Origin of the sequence: Microbacterium stercoris, assembly GCF_017592545.1 — a bacterium.
GTDB lineage: Bacteria > Actinomycetota > Actinomycetes > Actinomycetales > Microbacteriaceae > Microbacterium > Microbacterium stercoris.
Genome location: NZ_JAGFOA010000001.1, coordinates 557,312 through 580,686, shown reverse-complemented (window position 1 = coordinate 580,686; position 23,375 = coordinate 557,312). Strand labels below are relative to the sequence as shown.

Below are 23,375 nucleotides of genomic sequence, written 5' to 3'. Positions count from 1 at the left end.
TACGCCCCGCGAGGTGTGCTTCGATACGGTCATGACGAGGGATGACTCTCCCCAGAGCCCGGCTGACTCCCCCTGGCACCGCTGGTCGCCCATCGGCGAGACGCTCGATGCGAGCGGGGTGAGCGGCGCCGGCGTGCCGAGTATCACCTCACTCCGATTCCTGCCGCTCGCCGAGATGCTCACGCCGGAGAATCCTCGTCACGGCGAGACGGACCCGTCAGAGTGCGGTCACTGCCGTCCTTCCCCGCACACGATCTGGGCGAACGACACGTGGGCGGTGCGGTCGGGGTTCGCGGTACCGGGCCTGCCCTTCATCGCGACGATCTCTCCTCGTGCTCATGTGCTGCTCGAGAGCGCGCCGCTGGATGTGCTGAGCGCGATGGGACCGGTGCTCCAGCGAGTCTCCAACGCCGTGAAGCGGATCCCCGGGGTCGCGCGGTGTCATCTCATGCGCTGGAACGACGGATCCGCTCATCTGCACCTCTGGGCGTACGCGCGTCCGGAAGGCATGATGCAGGGGCGAGGCGCCATCCTGCCGTTCTGGGAGCAGGTGCTCCCCGCCATGCCCGAGGAGATGGCGCACGAGCACATCGAGATCGTCGCGCGGGCGCTCGAAGCGAGCGGTGACGGGGCGTACTATCCCGAGCGCCGCGGATGACACGAGCCGGGCGTCCGCGGAGCAACCTGCAGCAGCGCCCAGAATGCGACGAGGCCCGGATCGGCGGATCCGGCCTCCTCGTGTCTTGCCGCGTCAGCGGGCGAGCAGCTGGCGCTTGGAGCTGATGACGCCCGTGTCGAAGCCGGCGAGGTGCAGGCCACCGTGGAACCGAGCGTGCTCGATCTTCACGCAGCGGTCCATCACCACGTCCAGACCGCCCTCCTCGGCGATCGCGGCGGCCTCCTCGTTCCACGAGCCGAGCTGCAGCCACAGGGTCTGGGCGCCCGCCTCGACGGCCTCGCGGGCGACGCCCGGCAGATCCTCGTCGCGGCGGAACACGTCGACGATGTCGGGCTTCACCGGCAGGTCGGCCAGGCTCGCATAGGCCGGGCGGCCCAGGATCGTCGTCTCGCGCGGGTTGACGAAGTACACCTCGTACGGCGAGCTCGACAGCAGGTAGGTGCCGACGAAGTAGCTGGCACGCGCGGGGTTGTTCGAGGCGCCGACGATCGCGATCGTCTTCGCGCGGCGCAGGATCTCGTATCGCGCCTGCGCGCCGGGCCCGACCCAGGTGCGTCCGGGGACGGGTTCCTTCGCCCAGGGCAGCTCGCAGGCGACCAGCCCGCCGGGTGCTTCGCTCATCGTGTGACTCCCGTCGCCTCGGTGAGGGCCTGATCCAGGTCCCAGATGATGTCCTCGACGTCCTCGAGGCCGACCGAGATGCGGATCAGGTCGGCCGGCACGCCCGCCGAGACCAGCTGCTCCGGCGTGAGCTGCTGATGCGTGGTGGAGGCGGGATGGATGACGAGCGTGCGCGCATCGCCGATGTTGGCGAGGTGCGAGGCGAGGCGCACGGAGTCGATGAACGTCTCGCCCGCCGCGCGCGCCGCATCGGCGACCGCGGCGTCGTCGGCGAAGTCGCCCTGCGGCTTCACACCGAACGCGAAGACGGAGCCCGGGCCGAGGGGGAAGTACTTCTTCGCGCGCTCGTGGTGCGGGTGGCTCTCGAGGCCCGCCCACGTCACGAACGACACGCGCGGATCCGTCGACAGCCACTCCGCCACGGTGCGCGCGTTGGCGAGGTGCGCGTCGATGCGCTGCGGGAGGGTCTCGACGCCCTGCAGCAGATTGAACGCGGCGGTCGGACCGAGCGAGGGGCCGATGTCGCGCAGCTGCTCGCTGCGCAGCTTGGTGAGGAACCCGTACTCACCGAAGTTGTCCCACCACTTGATGCCGCCATAGGAGGGCACGGGCTCGGTCATGGTCGGGAACTTGCCGTTGCCCCAGTCGAACCGTCCTGATTCGATCACGATGCCGCCGAGGGTGGTGCCGTGGCCGCCGAGGAACTTCGTGACCGAGTGGATCACGATGTCGGCGCCGTGCTCGAGCGGGCGCGAGAGGTACGGGGTCGAGAGCGTCGAGTCGACCACGAGCGGGATGCCCGCGGCGTGGGCGACCTCGGCGAGACCCTCGATGTCGGCGATCTCTCCCGACGGGTTGCCGATGCCCTCGACGTAGAGAACCTTCGTGTTCTCGCGGATCGCCGCGGCGTACTCCGCCGGGTCGCTGGAGGCCACGAACGTGGTGTCGACCCCGAAGCGGCGCAGCGTCACATCGAGCTGCGTCACGGTGCCGCCGTAGAGGTTGGCCGAGGCGACGACATGGTCGCCGGCTCCGACCAGTGCGGCGAAGGTGATGAACTCGGCGCTCATGCCGCTCGCCGTCGCCACGGCGCCGATGCCGCCCTCGAGGGAGGCGAGGCGCTCCTCGAGCGCGGCGACCGTCGGGTTGCCGATGCGCGAGTAGATGTTGCCGTACTTCTGGAGCGCGAAGAGGTTCGCGGCGTCCTGGGCACCGTCGAACACGAACGACGATGTCTGGTAGATCGGCACCGCGCGGGCACCGGTCGCGGCATCGGGGGTGCCGCCGGCGTGCAGCGCGCGGGTGCGGAACCCGAAACGGTGCTCCTCGGTCATGCGTTCTCCTTCGGAGTGTTGTCGGGCTTCTGCAGGGCATCGACGGCGTCGCGGATGCCGTCGACGGCCCAGGGGTTCTGCAGCGAGGTGGTGTCGCCCAGGGTGTCGCCCTGCCACAGCTGAACCAGCAGGCGGCGCAGGATCTTCCCGGAGCGCGTCTTGGGGATCTCCGGCACGAACACGAGGTGTCGCGGCTTGGCGATCGGGCCGATGTCCCGGGCCACCTGCGCGCGCAGTTCGTCGGCCGACACCTCGTCGCGCACGGTGACGAAGGCGACCACGGCGTGACCGGTCAGCGGGTCGTCGACGCCCGCGACGCCCGCCTCGCCCACGGCGGGGTGCGCGACGAGCGAGGACTCGATCTCGATCGTCGAGAGCCGGTGACCCGAGACATTGACGACGTCGTCGAGGCGACCGAGGATCCGGATGTATCCGTCATCGTCGACCGTCGCCCCGTCGCCCGCCACGTAGTACGCGCCGTGCTCGCCCTTGCCCGCAAAGGGGGCCCAGTACGAGTCGCGGTAGCGCTGCGGGTTGCCCCAGACCGTGCGTGCCATCCCGGGCCACGGGCGGCGCACAACGAGCGTGCCCGAGCGACCGGGCGCCACTGGTTCGCCGTCGTCATCCACCACGGCGGCATCGATGCCGGGAAGCGGGATGGTCGCTGATCCGGGCTTGAGGGTCGTGGCGCCCGGCAGCGGCGCGATCATGGCGGCGCCGGTCTCGGACTGCCACCACGTATCGACGATCGGCAGCTCGTCGCGCCCGTGGTTGCGACGGAACCAGACCCACGCCTCGGGATTGATCGCCTCGCCCACCGTGCCGAGAAGGCGCAGCGTCGACAGGTCGTGCTCCTGCGGGATCGTGTCGCCCCACCAGGTCATGAAGGTGCGGATCAGGGTGGGCGCCGTGTAGTAGACGGTCACGCCGTAGCGCTCGATGATCTCGAGATGACGATTCCGGCTCGGAGTGTCAGGCGTGCCCTCGTAGATGACCTGCGTGAGCCCGTTCGAGAGCGGGCCGTAGAGCTCGTACGTGTGCGCCGTGACCCAGGCGAGGTCGGCGGTGCACCAGTGCACGTCGGAGTCCTTGGCGTCGAAGTGCGCCCAGTGCGCCCAGCTCGCCTGCGTCAGGTACCCGCCCGATGTGTGGACGAGCCCTTTGGGCTTCCCCGTGGTGCCGGACGTGTAGATGATGAACAGCGGGTGCTCGGAGTCGAACGGCTGCGGCACGTGCGACGGTGACGCCGTCTCGACCACGTCGTGCCACCACACATCGCGTCCCTCGGTCCACGGCACGTCCTGGCCGGTGCGGCGCACAACGAGCACGTGTTCGATCGAGGCGATCCCGTCCGCGGCCTGGTCGGCGGCCGACTTGACCTCGACGGCCTTTCCGCGACGCCACTGCCCGTCGGTCGTGACGAGCAGCTTGGCGCCGGTGTCCTCGATGCGGAACCGCACGGCCTCGGCCGAGAAGCCGCCGAACACGAGCGAGTGCACCGCGCCGATGCGCGCGCACGCGAGCGCGATCACCACCGTCTCGATCAGCACCGGCAGATACACGACCACCCGGTCACCCGCCTCGATGCCCAGAGCGAGCAGACCGTTCGCTGCCTGCGAGACGCGCCGCTGCAGATCCGCATAGGTGACCGTGGTGCGGTCGCCGGGCTCGCCCTCGAAGTGCAGCGCGACCTTGTCGCCACGGCCTTGCTCGACGTGGCGGTCGACGCAGTTGTAGGCGACATTGAGCTGTCCGCCCACGAACCAGCGGGCGGCGGGCACGCTGAGCTCGCCATCCCCGTCGCGCACCGGCGGCTCCCACTCGTGTGCGGTGTGCCAGGGGGCCGCCCAGTCGAGACGGCGGGCCGCCTCCTCCCAGAAGGCGGTCGGGTCCGCCGCGGCACGCGCGTAGGCCTCTTCCCCGACATTCGCCTGCGCCGCGAAGTCTGCGGGCGCCGGGTAGGCGCGCGTCTCGACCAGCCGCGCCTCCTCAGCGTGATCGATGAGGGTCATCACAACCACCTCTTCAGCACGGCGCGCTCGAACAGCACAAGCAGCGCGTTGGTCAGGGTTCCGAGCAGGGCGAGCAGCACGATGGCCAGCAGGATCCGGTCGACGCGACCGGTGTTGCCCGAGTCGGAGAGCAGCCAGCCGAGGCCCATCGATGAGGCGATGAGCTCGGCGGCGACGAGGAACAGCCAGGCCTGCGCGAGCGCCAGGCGCAGGCCCGACACGAGCGACGGGACCACCGCCGGCAGCTGAACGGTGCGCAGCAGGGACCAACCGCGCAGGCCGAAGGAGCGGCCCGCCTCGACCAGCTGAGGATCGACCCGGCGCAGGGCTCCCGCGACGGTGGTGAACACCGGGAAGAACGCCCCGATCGCGATCAGGGTGATCTTCGACTCCTCGCCGATCTGCAGCCACAGGATCAGCAGGGGCACCCAGGCCAGCGACGGCACCGCGCGCAGCGCCACCAGCAGCGGGCTGAGCAGGATGTCTCCCGAGCGAGTGAGACCGACGATCGCGGCGAAGAACAGGCCTACGACGGATCCGACGAGGAAGCCGATGATCACGCGCTGGGTCGAGATCGCGATGTGCGTGAAGAGGCTGCCGTCGGCGATGAGCTGTCCGGCTGCCTGCACGACCGCGATCGGCGACGGCAGGCGGAAGGGCGGAACCAATCCGGTGAGCGTGACCGCCAGCCAGACCACGACGATCGCCACGGGCACGAGGAGGCCGCCCACGACCCGGACCGAGGTGCGCGACCACCACGGGGTCGCGCCGAGCGGGTGCGATGCACGCACGGTGGCTGCGGTCACGGTCCCCGCGACAGCGCGCTGATCCGGAAGGCTCAGGCCGGGTACGACGGATGCCGCCGTGGACGCATCCACGGCGGCATCCGCCTGCGAGCTCTCGGTCACTTGCTCGTGGCCGCCTTCGCGAAGGAGTCCTCGATGATCGACTCGAGCGCGGCGGTGACGGCCGCCTCGCCGCCGGCGACGTCACCGGAATCGACGATGACCGGCGCGATCTTCTCCAGCACGGCGATCTGGTCGTCTCCCGGGACGCCCGACACATCGAGGTTCGAACGCTCCTCGATCACGGTCTTCGCGACGGCGGGGTCGATCGCCGCCACCTCGGCGAGCAGCTCCGCCGTCTCCTCCGGGTGCTCCAGCGCCCAGGCGCGGGCCTCCTCGTACGCGTCGACGACGACCTGCGCGACATCCGCGTGGTTCGTGATGAAGTCCTCGGTGGCGTTGAGGAAGCCGTACGTGTTGAAGTCGACGTTGCGGTAGATCAGCTTGTCGCCGGACTCGACCTCGGCCGCGGCCATGATCGGGTCGAGGCCCGCCCAGGCCTGCACCGAGCCGCCGTCGAGGGCGGCGCGGCCGTCGGCGTGCTGGAGATTCTGCACCTCGACGTCGGCGAGCGTCAGGCCCGCGGCCTCGAGCGCCTGGAGCAGGAAGAAGTACGGGTCGGTGCCCTTGGTCGCGGCGACCGACTTGCCCTTCAGCTGCTCGACGTCGGTGATGTTGCTGTCCGCGCCGACCACGATGGCCGACCACTCCGGCTGCGAGTAGATGTCGATGACCTTGATGGGAGAGCCGTTCGAGCGAGCGAACAGCGCGGCCGAGCCCGCGGTCGATGCGACGTCGGCCGATCCCGAGCGCAGCAGCTCGTTGGCCTTGTTCGACCCGGCCGACTGCACCCACTCGACGTCGACGTCGTCGCCGAGGGCCTTCTCGATGAGGCCCTGATCCTTCACGATCAGGCTGAGGGGGTTGTACGTGGCCCAGTCGACCGTGACGGAGTCGGTCGACCATTCGGCCGCGCTGCTCCCGGAGGCGTCGTCGGCGGCGGCGGGCTTCGGGGCGTTCTCGCCGGCGACGCAGCCGGTGGCCAGCATCGCGATGGCGCCGGTCAGCAGGAAGGCGGGGGCGGTGCGGCGGATGATGCTCATCGGGTCTCCTCAGGGGTGCCGTACGGGTCGGCTGCGGTGGGGTCGCTGTGGTGGGTGGGAACGCCGAGCCCCTCGAGGAGGCCGGCGCGCAGGTCGGCGAGCGCTCGGTCGGCGCGGTCGCGCGGGCGAGATCCGGGCACGTCGACGATGTCGGCGATCGAGCCGGAGGCGGTGTCGTCGGCGCCGTGCAGGGAGCGCAGGAGCAGCACGCGGTCGCCGAGGTACAGGGCCTCCTCGACGTCGTGTGTCACGAGCAGGATCGTCGTCGGCTGGGCGGCGTGGATGTCGATCAGCAGGTCCTGCATACGAAGGCGCGTCAGCGCGTCGAGGGCCCCGAAGGGCTCGTCCAGCAGCAGCACCTCGGGGTTGCGCGCGAGCGCACGCGCGAGGGAGGCGCGCTGCGCCATGCCGCCGGACACCTCGCTGGGTCGCTGATCCGCGGCGTGATCGAGGCCGACGAGATGCAGCAGCTCCGCGACGCGCTCGCGCGCCGCGCGGCGACCGGCGGCGCCCGTGTAGGCACCGCGGGGCAGGCCGAGGTGCACGTTCTGAGCGAGCGTGCGCCACGGCAGCAGACGCGGCTCCTGGAAGGCGACGGCCGTGCGCTCGTCGGTGTCGGACAGCGTGGTGCCGTCGACGGTGATCTCCCCCGCGGTGGGCGAATCGAGGCCGCCGATGAGGCGCAGCAGCGTCGACTTGCCGCAGCCCGACGGGCCGATGACAGACAGGATCTCCCCGGCCGCGAGGCCGATGTCGACGCCCCGGAGCACCTCACGGGTGCCGGTCGGCGTCGCGAACGTGCGACTGACGGACCCGAGGCTCACGGCGCCCCCGCGCGCGCGAAGGCCGCCGGATGCGACGTCGACGGACGCGAGGGATCCTGCAAGCGGGGACATACCCCCATCGTCGCCAAGGCCTGTGAATATGACGAATCGTTCCGAAACACGGCGACATGGAGCACGCCACGGCGTCGTGGAGCACGTCCGGAGACGGGAAAGGGGCCGGATCCCGAAGGATCCGACCCCTTTCGACTCAGAGAGTCAGGCGGTCATTCGCCGATCGTCATCGGCCGCAGCCGATGAGCGGTCTGCTCAGCGACCGGCGAGCTTCTCGCGCAGAGCGGCGAGGGCCTCGTCGTCAGCGAGCGTGCCGGCGCCGGCCGACTCCGAGCTGAACGACGAACCGGCGGCGGAGAACTCCTCGCCGGCCTCGGCCTCGGCCTCGAGGGCCTTGGCGACCTGCGACTTGTGCTGCTCCCAGCGGGCCTGAGCAGCGGCGTACTCCTGCTCCCACTTCTCGCGAGCCTCGTCGAAGCCCTCGAGCCACTGGTTGGTCTCCGGGTCGAAGCCCTCGGGGTACTTGTACTCGCCGTTCTCGTCGTACTCGGTGACCATGCCGTACAGCGCCGGGTCGAACTCGGTGCCGTTGGGGTCGACCATCTCGTTGGCCTGCTTGAGCGAGAGCGAGATGCGGCGACGGTCGAGGTCGATGTCGATGACGCGGACGAAGACCTCCTCGCCCACCGAGACGACCTGCTCAGCCAGCTCGACGTGCTTCGCCGAGAGCTCCGAGATGTGCACGAGGCCCTCGATGCCGTCGGCGACGCGGACGAACGCACCGAACGGAACGAGCTTGGTGACCTTGCCCGGCGTGATCTGACCGATCGCGTGCGTACGGGCGAAGACCTGCCACGGGTCCTCCTGCGTCGCCTTCAGCGACAGCGAGACGCGCTCGCGGTCGAGGTCGACCTCGAGGATCTCGACGGTGACCTCCTGGCCCACCTCGACGACCTCGGAGGCGTGCTCGATGTGCTTCCACGAGAGCTCGGAGACGTGGACGAGACCGTCGACGCCACCCAGGTCGACGAACGCACCGAAGTTGACGATCGACGACACAACACCCTTGCGGACCTGACCCTTGTGCAGGTTGTTCAGGAACTGCGTGCGCGTGGCCGACTGCGTCTCCTCGAGGAGGGCGCGGCGCGACAGCACGACGTTGTTGCGGTTCTTGTCGAGCTCGAGGATCTTCGCCTCGATCTCCTGGCCGAGGTACGGCGTGAGGTCGCGGACGCGGCGCAGCTCGATGAGCGAGGCCGGCAGGAAGCCGCGCAGGCCGATGTCGACGATGAGGCCACCCTTGACGACCTCGATGACGGTGCCGGTGACGACGCCGTCCAGCTCCTTGATCTTCTCCACGTCGCCCCAGGCGCGCTCGTACTGCGCGCGCTTCTTCGACAGGATCAGACGGCCTTCCTTGTCCTCCTTCTGGAGAACGAGGGCCTCGACGACGTCGCCGACGCTGACGACCTCGTTGGGGTCGACGTCGTGCTTGATGGAGAGCTCGCGCGAGGGGATGACGCCCTCGGTCTTGAAGCTCACGTCGAGCAGGACCTCGTCGCGGTCGATCTTGACGATCGTGCCCTCGATGATGTCGCCGTCGTTGAAGGACTTGAGGGTCTTCTCGACCGCGGCCAGGAAGTCCTCAGCAGAGCCGATGTCGTTGATCGCGACCTGCTTGGTGGCCGGGGCGGTCGTTGCGTTAGTCATTTAGTGGGTTGTCCTTGTTGGATGTTTACTCGGGCCACGGCTCGGTCTGCACCCCCGGATGACCCGGACGCGCGAGACCACGGTCGAACCGCGGCAGTTGGATTGTGTTGGTGCATCACGCCGTGGTCCATCTCCGAGCAAGCCGAAGCGACGCGCACACGCGTGACACTCCAGGGTATCAGAGTCCTGACCCCGGATCCGAGGCCCTCCGCGCGGTCGCGGCGGGCTCAGTGAACGCGGGCGAAGAAGGCGCGGGCGCGCTCGCTCTGCGGGCGAGCGAGCACCTCAGAGGGGATGCCCTCCTCGACGACGACTCCCCCGTCCATAAAGACCAGCTTGTCGGCGACCTCGCGGGCGAAACCCATCTCGTGGGTGACGACCATCATCGTCATACCCTCGGCCGCCAGCGACTTCATGACCGCCAGCACGTCGCCGACCAGCTCCGGATCGAGCGCGCTGGTGGGCTCGTCGAAGAGCATCATGTCGGGGTTCATCGAGAGCGCGCGGGCGATCGCCACCCGCTGCTGCTGGCCGCCCGAGAGCTTCGCAGGATGCTGATCGGCCTTCACCGACAGACCCACGCGCTCGAGGTTCTCCAGCGCGACCTTCTTGGCCTCGGCGGCGCCGCGACGCAGCACCGTGCGCTGGGCGAGCATCAGGTTCTCCAGCACGGTGAGGTGCGGGAAGAGGTTGAACTGCTGGAAGACCATGCCGATCCGGGCCCGCACCCTGTCGAGGTCGGTCTCGGGATCGCGGATGTCGATGCCCTCGACGAGGATCTGCCCGTCATCGGCGTCCTCGAGCCGGTTCACGCAGCGCAGCAGCGTGGACTTGCCGGATCCGGACGGGCCGACGACGCAGACGACCTCGCCGGATCCGACACGGAAGTCGACGCCCTTGAGAACCTCGTTCGATCCGTACGACTTGCGCAGCCCCTGGATCTCGATCGCGGGCACGTCTGCGGACGCGGTCATCGCGTGGCCTTCCTCTGTCGACGCTCCATCCACGCCACCAGCTGCGTGAGAGGCAGCGTGATCACGAGGTACAGGAGCGCGGCCTGAACGAGCGACGTCGAGGTGCCGGCCGACAGACCGGATGCCTGGAAGTCACGCGCGAGCGTGGTGAGCTCACGCTGCAGGGGCTCCGCGCCGATGATCGCCAGCAGCGAGGTGTCCTTGATCAGCAGCACGAACTCGTTGGTGAGCGGCGGGATCACCACGCGGAACGCCTGCGGCAGCACCACGCGGAACATCGTCGCCCCCGAGCTCATGCCGAGCGAGCGCGCCGCCTCGGTCTGCCCCTTCGGAACCGCCTGGATGCCGGCTCGGATCGTCTCGGCCATGTAGGCCGATGCAACCAGCACAAGCGCGAGCAGGCCGGCTCCGACCAGGCCGCCGGGCGGCGACCAGCCGAAGGCGATCGGCACACCGAAGCCCATGAAGATGATCACGATCAGCGCCGGGAGGCCACGGAAGAACTCGATCCATGCCGTGGCCAGCCAGCGCAGCGTGGCGATCGGAGACAGCCGCATCAGGGCGAGGGCGAGGGCGAGCACGATGCCGCCCGCGAATGCGATCGCCGTGTACAGCAGCGTGTTGACGACGCCGACCGAGATCAGGGTCCACCAGTTGCCGGCGGCCGCCGGCGAGAGGAACTGCGCGCGGAACCGCTCGCTGTTGGGACCGAACAGCAGCCAGGCGAAGAGCCCGACGACCACGACCGCGACGACGACGTTCAGCGTGATGATCGCGGCGAGCCGCCGAGTTCGTCTGCTCAAGAGATACCCGTCCGGGAGGAGTCGACCGCGGTCAGTTGACGGCGAAGTACGAGTCGTAGATCTTGTCGTAGCTGCCGTCGGCGCGGATCTCCTCGAGAGCGCCGTTGATCGCGTCGAGCACGGCGGTGTTGCCCTTGCTCACGGCGAAGCCGTACTGCTCGCCGGTGTCGTACTGCTCGACGATCTGGAACGCGCCGTCCTTGGTGTGCTCGAGGTTGACCGGGAGGTCCTGGAGCAGCGCGTCGACCTGGCCGGCCTGGAGCGCGGGCCACATCTCGGCGTCGCTCGGGAAGGCGACGATCTCGGCGCCCTTGGCGTTCTCGGTGGCGTAGGACTCACCCGTGGTGGCCTTCTGCACACCGACCTTGACGCCGTCGAGGTCGCCGATCGAGGCGATGTCGCTGTCGTTGGCGACGAGGAGGGACTGCTCGGAGTCGTAGTAGGGGTCGGTGAAGTCGAGGTTGGCCTTGCGCTCATCGTTGATGGTGATGGCGGACGCGGCGACGTCGCACTGCTTCGAGTTCAGGACGATGCCCGACTGGATTCCGTCGAAGCCCTGGTCCTTGACCACGAGCTTCAGGCCGAGGTTCTCGGCCACGGCGTTCATGATCTCGATGTCGAAGCCGGTGTAGCCCAGCTCGCTGCCCTCGTCGAAGTCCTCGAACGGGGCGTAGGGCACGTCGGAGCACACGGTGAGCGAGCCGGCGGTGATGGTGGAGAGCTCAGCCTCCCCCGCGGGCTTCTCTGCGGAAGGGGCGCTGGAGCCGCAGGCGGACAGGGTGATCGCGGCGGCCGCGGCGAGAAGTGCCGTGAGCGGCACGCGAGTCTTCGACATATCGCGATCTTAATCGAGGGCCCGCGGGCTGCTATTACCCCATCTCCCAGAGAGATGGAACCGTTGCGTAACACCGTGCCCATAAGCTCTCGGACCCGGGTGGCGCGCAAGACGCCGTCGGACGCGCATCAGGGGTGCTCTGCCCCTCGGGCAGGAACCCTCGCCGCGCTAGTGTTTCTCGGAGGATCACCTGGGGGAAGGCGATCTCCACCGTCTCCCCGGGGCGTCCCGCACCGTCCACAGCGCCCCCGAGGAGTCTTATGTCCCTCCCTCCGAACGACGACACCGGCGTTCCGCCGGTTCCGCCCGAGCCGCCGCAGCCGCCGAGTGGTCCCGCGCAGCCTGATGCTCCGCAGGAGCCGGAGGTGCCTCAGGTTCCCCAGCCGCCGAGCTTCGAGTTCGCACCTCCCGCATACGAGCCGCCGAGCTACACACCGCCGGCCGCTGACGCACAGGAACCCCCGGCCTCGCCGGACGCCCCCGGGTACGCTGCGCCCACCCCCGGATACAGCGCACCGGCGGCCCCCGTCTACGGCGCGCCCACGGGCGAGGCTTCGTTCCCCGGTGCTCCCGCATCGCAGGGGCACCCCGGATCCGTTCCCCCCTACGCGACGGGCGGGTACACGGGCACTCCGTACGGCGGCGGGCCTGCCGCGCCGCAGGGATCGGGGAAGGGGCTCGCGATCGCCGCGCTCGTCCTCGGCATCGTGGGCATCCTCGGCATCGCGGTCGCCTTCATCCCGTTCGCGGGCTTCGCCGCCATCCTCGTACCGATCGTCGCCATCGTCCTGGGCGTCATCGCCCTGGCGAAGAAGAAGCCGGGCAAGGGCCTCGCCATCACCGGCACCGTGCTGGGCGCGGTCGCGCTGGTCGCCTGCACGACGATCGCCATCGCGATGACGGCGTTCGTCACGAGCGTGGCGAACGACCCCGACCGCTTCATCCGCGAGAGCTGCGAGGCCGCGGGTCTGACGCAGGAGGAATGCGACGAGCTGACGGCGGATTCGGGCGTCACCGATCCTGAGTCGGCGCCGCAGGACGATCCGGCCGAGCAGACGGCCGGCGGATCGGTCGAGGTCGGCGAGCTCGCCTTCGGCCAGATCGCGGGCGAGGAGGGCTCGTGGTGGTACGTGGTCACCCTCGACCAGGCCGACAGCGCGGCCATGTACGAGTACTTCTTCTTCGATGTCGAGGCGCTGGATGCCGCGGGCCGGGTGCTGGACACCGACACGCAGTCGGCCACCCTGCTGCCGGGCAAGACGGTGCTGATCGGCGAATTCTACGACCTCGGCGCCGACCCGATCGCCGAGCTGAACCTCGTCGGCCTGGACGACGAGATGAACGAGGCCGTGTCGCTCCCGGACGACTTCGCGGGCGAGTTCACATTCAGTGAGGTCACCGGCACAACCGACTTCGGTCTCACCACCGTCACGGGCACGATCAGCAGCACGTTCCCCGTGGACCAGGAGGCCGTGTACATCAGCCTCGTCGCCCGTGACGCGGCGGGAAAGCCCGTCGCCGTGGGCCGTGCGACCACCGACCGGATCCCGGCCGACGGCAGCGCGAAGTTCGAGGGCTACATGACCGGCGAGGTGCCCGAGGGCGCAACGCTCGAGGCGTCCGCTCAGCTCTACTGAACCGGGGCCTGTCGCAGGCACCGCCACCACGAAGGCCCGGCCGCGCAGCCGGGCCTTCGTCGTATCCACCGGGCTCAGTGTCGCGCCGCGTCGAGGGCGTAGTCATCCGGCGCGAGAACACGCAGCCCCGTGTTGTGCAGCAGGTACTGCGCTCGCAGGCGCATGCCGGTCTCCGCCATGGCATCGGCCATGGCCGCCGCCCACGCGAGCTCCTCGTCTCTGAAGCTCTCCTCTCCCTCGCGCTCCCAGACCACCACGAGCTGCGTGACGTCGATCGCCGCGCCGATCCGGCCGATTCGGTCGGCGATCAGGCGCGCGGCCGTGACCGGACCGAGGTCTTCGACCACGGCAGGCTCGTGCGGATCCTCCGGAAAGTCGGTGGTGGGCATGATCGCCTCGCTCATCCGATCGTCGTCATCGAGGAACATCAGCCACAGCTGACGTCGGATCGCGCCGGTGAGCATCAGCCCGACCAGTTCCTCCAGCGTGGCGTCGGTCAGGGACTCCTCGCGCAGTTGCGCCATGCGGCGCGCGGCCGCCTCCGTGTATGTCATGTCTCGAGGTTGGCGCCTCATCGTCCGCGCCGACGGGTCCAAGGCGATCCGGGGAGACGATCCCGCGAAACAGCTCCTGTGGACGACTCACACCGCGCAGCGCACGCAGCGAGACGCCGTCGGGCGGGCGCGGAGCCGATCCTGCGGGATCGGTTCCCCGCACACCTCGCAGATCCCGTACGTCCCCGCCTCGATACGGCCGAGAGCCGCATCGATCTCTCGCAGCTCGTCGCGCGCGGCGTCGCTCAGGCCCGCCAGACGAGACCACTCCCCCGACAGCGTGGCGCCCTCCGGGTCATGCTCGTCGTCGGCCGTGGCATCGCCCCGTGCGGCGGCCACGGCGGTGATATCGCCCGCCCGCGCGGCGATCCGCCGCTCTGCCTGACGTCGGCGCTCCTGCAGCAGCGAGCGCAGCTCGGCATGGGTCGCGGACATGTCGGCACCCTATCCGGCACCCGCCCGAAACGGGAACGACCCCCGCACCTTGTGGGTGCGGGGGTCTGGTCCAGCTCAGGTAGAGCGGTCTGTGGCGGGCTCAGCGCCCGGCGTCAGAACGTCAGAGGGTCAGCGCGCAGCCGAGCCCTCGACGTAGTCCTCGTCGGTCGACTTCCAGGCGAACAGGGCGCGCAGCTCCTTGCCCGTGACCTCGATCGGGTGACCCTGCTCCTTCTCGCGGAGCGACAGGAACTCCTGGGCGCCGTTGTCCTGGTCGTCGATGAAGCGCTTGGCGAACGCACCGGACTGGATGTCCGCGAGGACCTCCTTCATACGCTCCTTGGTGCCGGCGTCGATGACGCGGGGACCCGAGACGTAGTCGCCGAACTCGGCGGTGTCGGAGATCGACCAGCGCTGCTTGGCGATGCCGCCCTCCCACATGAGGTCGACGATGAGCTTGAGCTCGTGCAGCACCTCGAAGTAGGCGATCTGCGGCTGGTAGCCGGCCTCGGTGAGGACCTCGAAGCCCGCCTGGACGAGGTGGCTCATGCCGCCGCAGAGGACGGCCTGCTCGCCGAACAGGTCGGTCTCGGTCTCCTCGGTGAAGGTCGTCTTGATGACGCCTGCACGCGTGCCGCCGATGGCCTTCGCGTACGAGAGGGCGGTGGCCCACGCGGTGCCCGAGGCGTCCTTCTCGACGGCGATGATGTCCGGGATGCCGCGGCCTGCGACGTACTCACGACGCACCGTGTGGCCCGGGGCCTTGGGCGCGACCAGGATCACGTCGACGTCCTGGGGGGCGTCGATGTAGCCGAAGCGGATGTTGAAGCCGTGCGCGAACGCGAGGGTCTTGCCCGCCGTCAGGTTCGGCGCGATCGACTCGGAGTAGATGCCGCGCTGGTGCTGGTCCGGCGCGAGGATCATGATGAGGTCGGCCCACTTGGTCGCGTCGGCGACGTTCAGGACCTGGAAGCCCTCGTCCTGCGCCTTGGCGGTCGACTTCGATCCGTCCTTCAGCGCGATGGCGACCTCGACGCCCGAGTCGCGCAGGTTCTGCGCGTGGGCGTGGCCCTGCGAGCCGTAGCCGACGATCGCGACCTTCTTGCCCTGGATGATCGACAGGTCGGCGTCCGCGTCGTAGAAGATCTCGGTGCTCACGGTGGTGTTACTCCTTGGTGGGTTGGGTTCAGAAAATGGTGAAGCGGGTGGATCGGCCGGATCAGCCGCGCAACACGCGCTCGGTGATCGACTTGGAGCCGCGGCCGAGGGCGAGCAGGCCCGACTGCGCGAGCTCGCGGATGCCGAAGGGCTCGATGGCCTTGAGGAACGCGTCGACCTTGCCCTTGTCGCCGGTGACCTCGATCACCAGCGCATCGGGGGCGTAGTCCACGACATTCGCACGGAAGAGGTTGACGACCTCGAGCACGTTGGATCGCGTGGTGTTGTCGGCGCGCACCTTCACGAGCATGTGCTCGCGCTGCACGCTCGCCGACTGCTCGAGCTCGACGATCTTGATCACGTTCACGAGCTTGTTCAGCTGCTTGGTGACCTGCTCCAGGGGAAGGGCCTCGACGTCGACGACGACGGTGATGCGGGATAGACCCGGCACCTCCGTGACGCCCACGGCGAGCGACTCGATGTTGAAGCCGCGACGGGCGAACAGCCCGGCCACACGGGTCAGCAGACCCGGCTTGTCCTCGACGAGGAGGCTCAGCACGTGCGTGGTCATGTCAGTCCTCCTCGCTGAAGGCCGGGGCGTGGTCGCGGGCGTACTGGACGTAGCTGTTGCTGACACCCTGCGGCACCATCGGCCACACCATCGCGTCGGCGCTCACGACGAAGTCGATCACGACCGGGCGGTCGTTGGTCTCGAGCGCGAGCTTGATCGCCGGATCGACCTCCTCCGGCTTCTCCACGCGGATCGCGAGGCAGCCATACGCCTCGGCCAGCTTGACGAAGTCGGGGATGCGGATCGTGTCGTGGCCCGTGTTCAGGTCGGTGTTCGAGTAGCGACCGTCATAGAACAGGGTCTGCCACTGCCGCACCATGCCGAGCGACGAGTTGTTGATGATCGCGACCTTGATCGGGATGTTGTTCAGCGCGCAGGTGGCGAGCTCCTGATTGGTCATCTGGAAGCAGCCGTCGCCGTCGATCGACCAGACCACGCGGTCGGGCTGGGCGACCTTGGCGCCCATCGCGGCGGGCACGGAGTAGCCCATGGTGCCGGCGCCGCCCGAGTTCAGCCACGCGTTGGGCCGCTCGTACTTGATGAACTGCGCCGACCACATCTGGTGCTGTCCCACGCCGGCGGCGTAGATGCCCTCCGGACCCGTGAGCTCGCCGATGCGGCTGATCACGTGCTGGGGCGAGAGCAGTCCGTCCGTCGGCGGGGTGTAGCCCAGGGGGTACTGGTTCTGCAGCCCGCGCAGGAACGCCCACCACTCGCTGATATCGGTTCGGTCGCTCTGCGCGTGCAGCGCGGCGTCGAGGTCGACGAGCACGTCCTTCAGATCGCCCACGATCGGCACATCCGCGGTACGGATCTTTCCGATCTCAGCGGGGTCGATGTCGACGTGCACGACCTTGGCGTTCGGCGCGAACAGCGCGGCCTTGCCCGTCACGCGGTCGTCGAAGCGCGCGCCCAGGGCGACGATGAGGTCGGCGTCCTGCAGGGCGAGAACCGCGGGCACGGTGCCGTGCATGCCCGGCATGCCGAGGTGCTGTGCGTGCGAGTCGGGGAACGCGCCTCGTGCCATCAGCGTCGTCACCACGGGGGCACCGGACGCCTCGGCCAGCGTCTTCAGCTCCTGCGAGGCGCGGGCGCGGATCACGCCGCCGCCCACGTAGAGCACCGGCTTCTCGGCCTGGGCGAGCATCGCGGCCGCGGCCTGGATCTGCTTGCCGTGCGCCTTGGTCACGGGGCGATAGCCCGGCAGGTCGATCTTCGGCGGCCAGATGAAGGGCACCTCTGCCTGCTGAGCATCCTTCGTGATGTCCACGAGCACGGGTCCGGGGCGGCCGGTCGAGGCGATCTCGTACGCCGCCGCGATGGCGCCCGGGATCTCCGAGGCGTCCTTCACGAGGAACGAGTGCTTTGTGATCGGCATCGTGATGCCCACGATGTCCGCCTCCTGGAAGGCGTCGGTTCCCATGAGCGTCGAGAACACCTGGCCGGTGATCGCGAGCAGCGGCACCGAATCCATGTAGGCGTCGGCGATCGCCGTGACGAGGTTCGTCGCACCGGGACCGGAGGTGGCGATGCACACGCCGACCTTGCCGCTGGCGGCGGCGTAGCCCTCGGCCGCGTGACCGGCGCCCTGCTCGTGACGGACCAGGATGTGCCGCAGCTTCTCGGCGGACATCAGCGGGTCGTACACGGGGAGGATCGCGCCGCCCGGCAGGCCGAAGACGTCTTCGACGCCCAGGAGCTCGAGGGAGCGGACGACGGCCTCGGCACCCGTGAGCACGGGAGCGGAGGACGAGGAGGAGCGGGATGCGGGAGGGCGCGGCAGCACCTTCGCCGCGTCAGAGGCCGCGGAATCGGGCATGGTGATGTTCCTTGAGTCGAGTCGGGGGGACCACGTGAATGGACACGGGTCAGCCGGTCGTCGCGCCCTCCGCAGCGGAGCGCACGAGTCGCGAGTACTTCGCCAGAACGCCTCGGGTATAGCGCGGGGGCAGGGGCTCCCAGCCGGAGCGGCGGGATTCGAGCTCTGCGTCGTCGACGAGTAGGTCGATCGAGCGAGCCGCGATATCGACCCTGATCAGATCACCATCGCGCAGGAAGGCGATAGGACCACCGTCCACCGCCTCCGGTGCAACATGGCCGATGCACAGTCCGGTTGTGCCGCCTGAGAATCGACCGTCCGTCAAGAGTAGTACATCCTTGCCGAGCCCAGCGCCCTTGATGGCCGCCGTGATGGCGAGCATCTCGCGCATGCCGGGGCCGCCCTTGGGGCCCTCGTAGCGGATGACCACCACGTCGCCGGCCTTGACCTCGCCGTTCGCGAGGGCGTCCATCGCGGCGCGCTCGCGCTCGAACACGCGCGCGGGCCCCTCGAAGACCTCGGCGTCGAAGCCGGCGGTCTTCACGACGGCGCCCTCCGGCGCGAGCGATCCGTGCAGGATCGTGATGCCACCGGATGCGTGGATCGGGTTGTCGAAGGTGTGGATGACCTCGCCGTCGATCGGGTCGGGGTTGAGGTCGGCCAGGTTCTCGGCGAGCGTCTTGCCCGTGACGGTGAGGGCGTCGCCGTGCAGCAGCCCCTCGTCGAGCATCGCCTTCATGATCACGGGGATGCCGCCGTGACGGTCGACGTCGTTCATGACGTACTTGCCGAACGGCTTCATGTCGGCCACGTGCGGCGTCTTGTCGCCGATGCGGTTGAAGTCGTGCAGGGTCAGGTCGACCTCGGCCTCGCGCGCGATCGCGAGCAGGTGGAGCACGACGTTGGTCGAGCCGCCGAGCGCCATCGCGAGGGCGATCGCGTTCTCGAAGGCCTCCTTCGTCAGGATGTCGCGGGTCGTGATGCCCTGGCGGAGCAGGTTCACGACAGCCTCGCCCGAGCGGTGGGCGAAGTAGTCGCGACGACGGTCGGCGGAGGGCGGGGCGGCGGAGCCGGGGAGGCTCAGGCCCAGGGCCTCGGCGACCGAGGCCATCGTGTTCGCCGTGTACATGCCGCCGCAGGCACCCTCACCCGGGGCGATGGCGCACTCGATGCGCTTCAGGTCCTCTTCGCTCATCAGGCCCGCGCGGCAGGCGCCCACGGCCTCGAACGAGTCGATGATCGTGACGTCCTTCTCGGTGCCGTCCGACAGCTTCACCCAACCGGGCGCGATCGATCCGGCGTAGAGGAACACGCTCGAGAGATCGAGGCGGGCGCTGGCCATGAGCATGCCCGGGATCGACTTGTCGCAGCCGGCGAGCAGGACGGATCCGTCCAGGCGCTCGGCCATCATCACGGTCTCGACGGAGTCGGCGACGACCTCGCGCGAGACGAGCGAGAAGTGCATGCCCTCGTGGCCCATCGAGATGCCGTCGGAGACGGAGATGGTGCCGAACTGCAGCGGGTAGCCGCCGCCGGCGTGCACACCCTCCTTGGCACCCTGGGCGAGGCGGTCCAGGCTCAGGTTGCAGGGCGTGATCTCGTTCCAGCTGGACGCGATGCCGATCTGGGGCTTGTCCCAGTCTTCGTCGCCCATTCCGACCGCGCGCAGCATGCCGCGCGACGTGGTGGCCTCGATGCCATCCGTGACGACGCGACTGCGGGGCTTGATGTCGGGGGTTTCGGACGGATTTGCGAGGTCGACCATACGCGGAAGTCTATGCCCGGCGCGGAACCCTCCCCGGCCGTGAGTGCACTCCGCACAACACCCGGCTCACACCTCGGTCAGGATGCTCGCGCGTCGGCCAGCGCAATGAGCAGGTCGGCGAGCTCCAACGGATCGGCGACGCGCACGGCGGCCGCCGTCTCCCCGTCGCCCACACGCACGCCGAGGTCACCTGGACGCAGGCTCCGCAGAGCGTCCTCGTCGGTCACGTCGTCGCCCGCGAAGAGCACGGCCGTGGCGCCCGTCTCGTCCCGCAGGCGCGCGATCGCGCTGTCCTTGCCCTCATGCCGCCACGCGTACTCGATCAGGTCCTTCGCGAGGCGCCGGCGCCATCCCGGTGCCCGCTCGGCCACCAGCGCGTCGACGCGCTCGTTCGCGAGCGAGGTGCCCGCGTCATCGGCGAGGCGCGTGTGCACGGCGAAGCCATAGGCCTTGTGCTCGATCCATGCGCCCTCGATGCCGTCGACGGCGGCCTCCGCCGCGGCGACGAGCTCGGCCGCGAGCGTGCCGTCCGCGGGATCCGGCTCGTCCTCCGCGACCGGCGGAACGCCCTCGGGGCGCCAGTGCTCCGCGCCGTGGGATCCCGACAGCCAGATGCGCGAGTCGTCCGTGTGCTCGCCGATGACGCGCAGATCCGCCAATTGCCTGCCGGACACGAACGCGACCGTCGTCCGCGGCAGCTCCGACAGACGCTGCACGGCCGCGGCCGACTCCGGCAGAGCGCGCACCTCGAGCGGGCGATCGCTGAGGTGCGAGAGCGTGCCGTCGAAGTCCAGGGCGACGAGGAGGGTGTCCGTCGCCGCGATGTCGCGGACGGCGTCCGCCCATCCGGTCACTTCGCGGTGTCCCTTCGGGCGCGACGGATCTTGTCGATGTCGCTGAGGAAGTCGTGCGACCAGTCCTCGACGTCGTGGTCGAGCACACGCCGGCGCAGCGCGCGCATCCGTCGCGACTGCTCCCCCGGCGACATCTCGACGGCCCGCATGATCAGATCCTTCAGCCCGCCGATGTCGTGCGGGTTCACCAGCAGAGCGCTCGTGAGTTCGTCGGCGGCACCGGCGAACTCGCTCAGCACCAGCACGCCGGTGTTGTCGGTGCGCGAAGCCACGTACTCCTTCGCGACCAGGTTCATGCCGTCGCGGAGCGCGGTGACCAGCATCACGTCGGCGGCGAGGAAGAGGGCGACCATCTCCTCGCGCGGGAAGCCCTGGTGCAGGTACCGGATGGCGGTGTGGTGCATCGTGTCGTAGTCGCCGTTGATGCGGCCCACGGTCAGCTCGATCTCGTCACGCAGCTCGGCGTACGCGTCGACGCGCTGACGCGACGGGCTGGCGACCTGCACGAGCGTCGCGTCGCCGACCTGGAGCCGGCCGTCCTGGAGGAGCTCTCCGAAGGCCTTCAGGCGGTGACGGATGCCCTTGGTGTAGTCGAGCCGGTCGACGCCGAGCAGGATGGTCTTCGGATCGCCCAGCTGCTCGCGGATCTCCTTGGCCCGGGCGATGACGGCCGGATCGTTCGCGAGGTCGATATACGACTGCGCGTCGATCGAGATCGGGTACGACTTCGCGATCGCGACGCGCGAGACGCTCTCGCCGTCCTGGGGCGAGGCGACCACGATCTCGTTCGAGCGGGTCGTGTGGTGCAGCACGCGCCGCACCGAGCGCTGGAAGTTGCCGGCGTCCGCCTGCCGCTGGAAGCCGATCACGTCGGCGCCCAGCAGGCCCTCGAGCACCTGGCGGCGCCAGGGCAGCTGCGAGTAGAGGCCGTATGCCGGGAACGGGATGTGGTGGAAGTAGCCGATCGTGACGTCGGGGCGCAGCTCGCGCAGCATCTTCGGCACGAGCTGCAGCTGGTAGTCCTGCACCCACACGACGCCGCCCTGCTCAACTGCTCCCGCGGCAGCTTCGGCGAAGCGCTGGTTGACCTTGACGTAGGACTCCCACCACGAGCGGCGGTAGACGGGCGTCGCGATGACATCGTGGTAGAGCGGCCAGATGGTGCCGTTCGAGAAGCCCTCGTAGTAGCTCTCGATCTCGCCGGCGCTGAGCGGCACGGGCACGAGCTTCGAGCCCTCGAACTCGAACGGCTCGAGGTCGAGATCGGGCTGTCCTCCCCAGCCGACCCAGGCCCGGTCGGGCTTGCGCATCACGGGCTCGAGGGCGGTCACGAGGCCGCCGGGCGAACGACGCCAGCTCTCGGATCCGTCCGGGCCGATGACGCGGTCGACGGGAAGGCGGTTGGCGACGACGACGAGGTCGGCGCGGTCATCTTCGGTGGTCATGGGGCTCCTCCCTGGGGGCTCTCCCTCACGCTAACAGCGGGGCCCGCCGGGCAGGAGATCGCCACCGAGGGCTTGACTTGGCCCGCTACCGTGGGTCACATGGCTCTGCGCAAGTACCTCACCGGCACGGGACTCATCGGCACGCTGTCGACCGGATACTCCATGCTGCGGAGCGCGAATGACCAGCGCTTCACGTGGCGATCCGGCCTGGCCTGGCTCAGCTGGGGAATCACCTTCGCTCTGACGATCGGCACGATCCTGGACATCCACAAGGCCAGTGTCGGCCGTGAGGTGCCGCAGGACTCGCCCATCAAGGGCAAGGAGAAGAAGTACTTCTCCGCGATCGAGGCCGAGAAGCGCGCGCAGCGCCTCGCCGCCCGCCGCTGATCCCGGCGCGCCCTCGACGCCTCACCCTCCCGGGGTGAGGCCGCGGGTGAAAAGCGCCTCCGAATGTCCACAGATCCGCGGTTCCTCCCCCACCTACCGGATGTTCCGGCATATCGTTTCCTCACGCAGATCGGACTCGGACAGGGGACCCCCCGCCCCGCTTTCATGTCGCCGACGCGCGTGCTCGACTCAGCCGTGGTTCCTACCCCCGCAGGATGAACGCTCACCCTCGGCCGTCGAGGTCCCCCGTTGGTATCTGGATCCGGGACGGTGTTCGCCGTACCCGGGGAGGAGCAAGACGATGATCGAGACCCTCGAGATCTCCGCCACGCGTCTCAGCGACGTCGTCGCTGAGCGCATCGCGGACGCCATCATGGATGGCACCATCCCCGCCGGGTCGCGCGTGCGCGACCACGAGCTCGCCCAACAGCTCGGAGTCTCGCGCATGCCCGTGCGCGAGGCCCTGCAGCGCCTGCAGCGCGTCGGTCTCATCGAGACCGCCGCGAGCAGGTACACCCGCGTCACGGAGGTCACTCCGGAGCTCGCGGATTCCACCCGTCGTTTCTCTGGCCACTACATGGTGTCGCTGGTGCGCATGGCGATCGCGCGCATCGAGCCGAACGAGCGCACGAAGGCGGCGCGCTCGATCGACGACCTCGCGTACCGGCTCGAGGAGACGGGCGACCTCGTCGCCGCCCGTCGCGACATCCTCATCCTGCTGATCGCCCTGGCCAGCAATTCGTTCATCTCGGCGATGTCCTCGGACATCGGCATCGCGATCCAGCGCAACCTCATCGGCACTCGCCTGCCGCTCGACACGGCTCCCGAGCTCGCGGCCAGCTTCCGCGAGCTGCGGGATGCCTTCCTCGACGGCGACGCCGATCGCGCCGAGCGGATCGCCCGCGCCCAGTACGGCATCGACGACGAGTGATCGTCGTCTGAGCCAGGAAGGGGCGGTCGGCGCACACGCGCCGGCCGCCCCTTCCTCGGTTCTCCTG

General features: G+C 69.3%; 22 protein-coding genes. 4 read left to right on the top strand and 18 right to left on the bottom strand.

What is annotated here, in order from left to right:
* Positions 1 to 31: 31 nt before the first annotated feature.
* Positions 32 to 658: a hypothetical protein gene (locus J5V96_RS02630; protein WP_208500080.1), complete on the top strand. Its 627-nt coding sequence runs from the start codon at positions 32 to 34 to the stop codon at positions 656 to 658.
* Between the two features lie 93 nt (positions 659 to 751).
* Here the strand turns inward: J5V96_RS02630 and J5V96_RS02625 are convergent, their stop codons facing one another.
* The 10 genes from J5V96_RS02625 to J5V96_RS02580 form a co-directional block, all read right to left on the bottom strand.
* The gene (locus J5V96_RS02625; protein ID WP_208500079.1) at positions 752 to 1,300 is read right to left on the bottom strand and encodes a CoA-binding protein; all 549 of its coding nucleotides are present in this window, start codon (positions 1,298 to 1,300) and stop codon (positions 752 to 754) included.
* Positions 1,297 to 2,634 (bottom strand): O-acetylhomoserine aminocarboxypropyltransferase/cysteine synthase family protein, encoded by a 1,338-nt coding sequence (locus J5V96_RS02620; protein ID WP_208500078.1) that lies wholly within the window; start codon positions 2,632 to 2,634, stop codon positions 1,297 to 1,299. The genes J5V96_RS02625 and J5V96_RS02620 overlap by 4 nt, the downstream gene beginning before the upstream one ends.
* Entirely contained in the window at positions 2,631 to 4,646 is a 2,016-nt protein-coding gene (acs, locus tag J5V96_RS02615) for an acetate--CoA ligase (RefSeq protein WP_208500077.1), read from the bottom strand. The genes J5V96_RS02620 and acs overlap by 4 nt, the downstream gene beginning before the upstream one ends.
* A complete protein-coding gene (locus J5V96_RS02610; RefSeq protein ID WP_372439927.1) occupies positions 4,646 to 5,452 on the bottom strand; it encodes an ABC transporter permease in 807 nt (268 codons plus the stop codon). The genes acs and J5V96_RS02610 overlap by 1 nt, the downstream gene beginning before the upstream one ends.
* 98 nt (positions 5,453 to 5,550) lie before the next feature.
* On the bottom strand, positions 5,551 to 6,594 hold the full coding sequence (locus J5V96_RS02605) for an aliphatic sulfonate ABC transporter substrate-binding protein (RefSeq protein WP_208500076.1): 1,044 nt from the start codon (positions 6,592 to 6,594) through the stop codon (positions 5,551 to 5,553).
* Positions 6,591 to 7,490 carry an ABC transporter ATP-binding protein gene (locus J5V96_RS02600; RefSeq protein ID WP_208500075.1) on the bottom strand — a complete coding sequence of 300 codons (900 nt, stop codon included), beginning with the start codon at positions 7,488 to 7,490 and terminating at the stop codon, positions 6,591 to 6,593. The genes J5V96_RS02605 and J5V96_RS02600 overlap by 4 nt, the downstream gene beginning before the upstream one ends.
* 195 nt (positions 7,491 to 7,685) lie before the next feature.
* Positions 7,686 to 9,140, bottom strand: coding sequence for a 30S ribosomal protein S1 (gene rpsA, locus J5V96_RS02595; protein ID WP_208500074.1), 1,455 nt, complete (start codon positions 9,138 to 9,140; stop codon positions 7,686 to 7,688).
* 227 nt (positions 9,141 to 9,367) lie between these two features.
* Complete coding sequence (locus J5V96_RS02590) at positions 9,368 to 10,114, bottom strand: amino acid ABC transporter ATP-binding protein (RefSeq protein WP_208500073.1); 747 nt, start codon at positions 10,112 to 10,114, stop codon at positions 9,368 to 9,370.
* The gene (locus J5V96_RS02585; protein WP_236014367.1) at positions 10,111 to 10,917 is read right to left on the bottom strand and encodes an amino acid ABC transporter permease; all 807 of its coding nucleotides are present in this window, start codon (positions 10,915 to 10,917) and stop codon (positions 10,111 to 10,113) included. The genes J5V96_RS02590 and J5V96_RS02585 overlap by 4 nt, the downstream gene beginning before the upstream one ends.
* Before the next feature lie 31 nt (positions 10,918 to 10,948).
* Positions 10,949 to 11,752: a transporter substrate-binding domain-containing protein gene (locus J5V96_RS02580; RefSeq protein WP_208500072.1), complete on the bottom strand. Its 804-nt coding sequence runs from the start codon at positions 11,750 to 11,752 to the stop codon at positions 10,949 to 10,951.
* Between the two features lie 365 nt (positions 11,753 to 12,117).
* Between J5V96_RS02580 and J5V96_RS02575 the strand changes: the two genes are divergently transcribed.
* A complete protein-coding gene (locus J5V96_RS02575) occupies positions 12,118 to 13,389 on the top strand; it encodes a DUF4190 domain-containing protein (protein WP_208500071.1) in 1,272 nt (423 codons plus the stop codon).
* Between the two features lie 74 nt (positions 13,390 to 13,463).
* Here the strand turns inward: J5V96_RS02575 and J5V96_RS02570 are convergent, their stop codons facing one another.
* The 8 genes from J5V96_RS02570 to J5V96_RS02535 form a co-directional block, all read right to left on the bottom strand.
* Positions 13,464 to 13,943, bottom strand: coding sequence for a hypothetical protein (locus J5V96_RS02570; protein ID WP_208500070.1), 480 nt, complete (start codon positions 13,941 to 13,943; stop codon positions 13,464 to 13,466).
* An 87-nt stretch (positions 13,944 to 14,030) separates the two neighbouring features.
* A complete protein-coding gene (locus J5V96_RS02565) occupies positions 14,031 to 14,378 on the bottom strand; it encodes a TraR/DksA family transcriptional regulator (protein WP_208500069.1) in 348 nt (115 codons plus the stop codon).
* Positions 14,379 to 14,507: 129 nt separating this feature from the next.
* The gene (gene ilvC / locus J5V96_RS02560; protein ID WP_208500068.1) at positions 14,508 to 15,536 is read right to left on the bottom strand and encodes a ketol-acid reductoisomerase; all 1,029 of its coding nucleotides are present in this window, start codon (positions 15,534 to 15,536) and stop codon (positions 14,508 to 14,510) included.
* Between the two features lie 61 nt (positions 15,537 to 15,597).
* Positions 15,598 to 16,107, bottom strand: a complete 510-nt coding sequence (gene ilvN / locus J5V96_RS02555; RefSeq protein ID WP_208500067.1) for an acetolactate synthase small subunit — start codon at positions 16,105 to 16,107, stop codon at positions 15,598 to 15,600.
* 1 nt (position 16,108) lies between these two features.
* Positions 16,109 to 17,926: an acetolactate synthase large subunit gene (locus J5V96_RS02550; RefSeq protein ID WP_208500066.1), complete on the bottom strand. Its 1,818-nt coding sequence runs from the start codon at positions 17,924 to 17,926 to the stop codon at positions 16,109 to 16,111.
* 49 nt (positions 17,927 to 17,975) lie between these two features.
* Positions 17,976 to 19,691, bottom strand: coding sequence for a dihydroxy-acid dehydratase (gene ilvD / locus J5V96_RS02545; protein ID WP_208500065.1), 1,716 nt, complete (start codon positions 19,689 to 19,691; stop codon positions 17,976 to 17,978).
* A gap of 77 nt (positions 19,692 to 19,768) precedes the next feature.
* Positions 19,769 to 20,545 (bottom strand): trehalose-phosphatase, encoded by a 777-nt coding sequence (otsB, locus tag J5V96_RS02540; RefSeq protein ID WP_208500064.1) that lies wholly within the window; start codon positions 20,543 to 20,545, stop codon positions 19,769 to 19,771.
* Positions 20,542 to 21,990, bottom strand: a complete 1,449-nt coding sequence (locus J5V96_RS02535) for an alpha,alpha-trehalose-phosphate synthase (UDP-forming) (protein WP_208500063.1) — start codon at positions 21,988 to 21,990, stop codon at positions 20,542 to 20,544. Before J5V96_RS02535 ends, otsB begins: the two co-directional genes overlap by 4 nt.
* A gap of 99 nt (positions 21,991 to 22,089) precedes the next feature.
* On the opposite strand from J5V96_RS02535, the gene J5V96_RS02530 reads away from it, so the two are divergent.
* Together J5V96_RS02530 and J5V96_RS02525 are read left to right on the top strand one after the other, a co-directional pair.
* Entirely contained in the window at positions 22,090 to 22,377 is a 288-nt protein-coding gene (locus J5V96_RS02530) for a hypothetical protein (protein ID WP_236014366.1), read from the top strand.
* 301 nt (positions 22,378 to 22,678) lie between these two features.
* Positions 22,679 to 23,308, top strand: coding sequence for a GntR family transcriptional regulator (locus tag J5V96_RS02525; RefSeq protein WP_208500062.1), 630 nt, complete (start codon positions 22,679 to 22,681; stop codon positions 23,306 to 23,308).
* Positions 23,309 to 23,375: the final 67 nt, after the last annotated feature.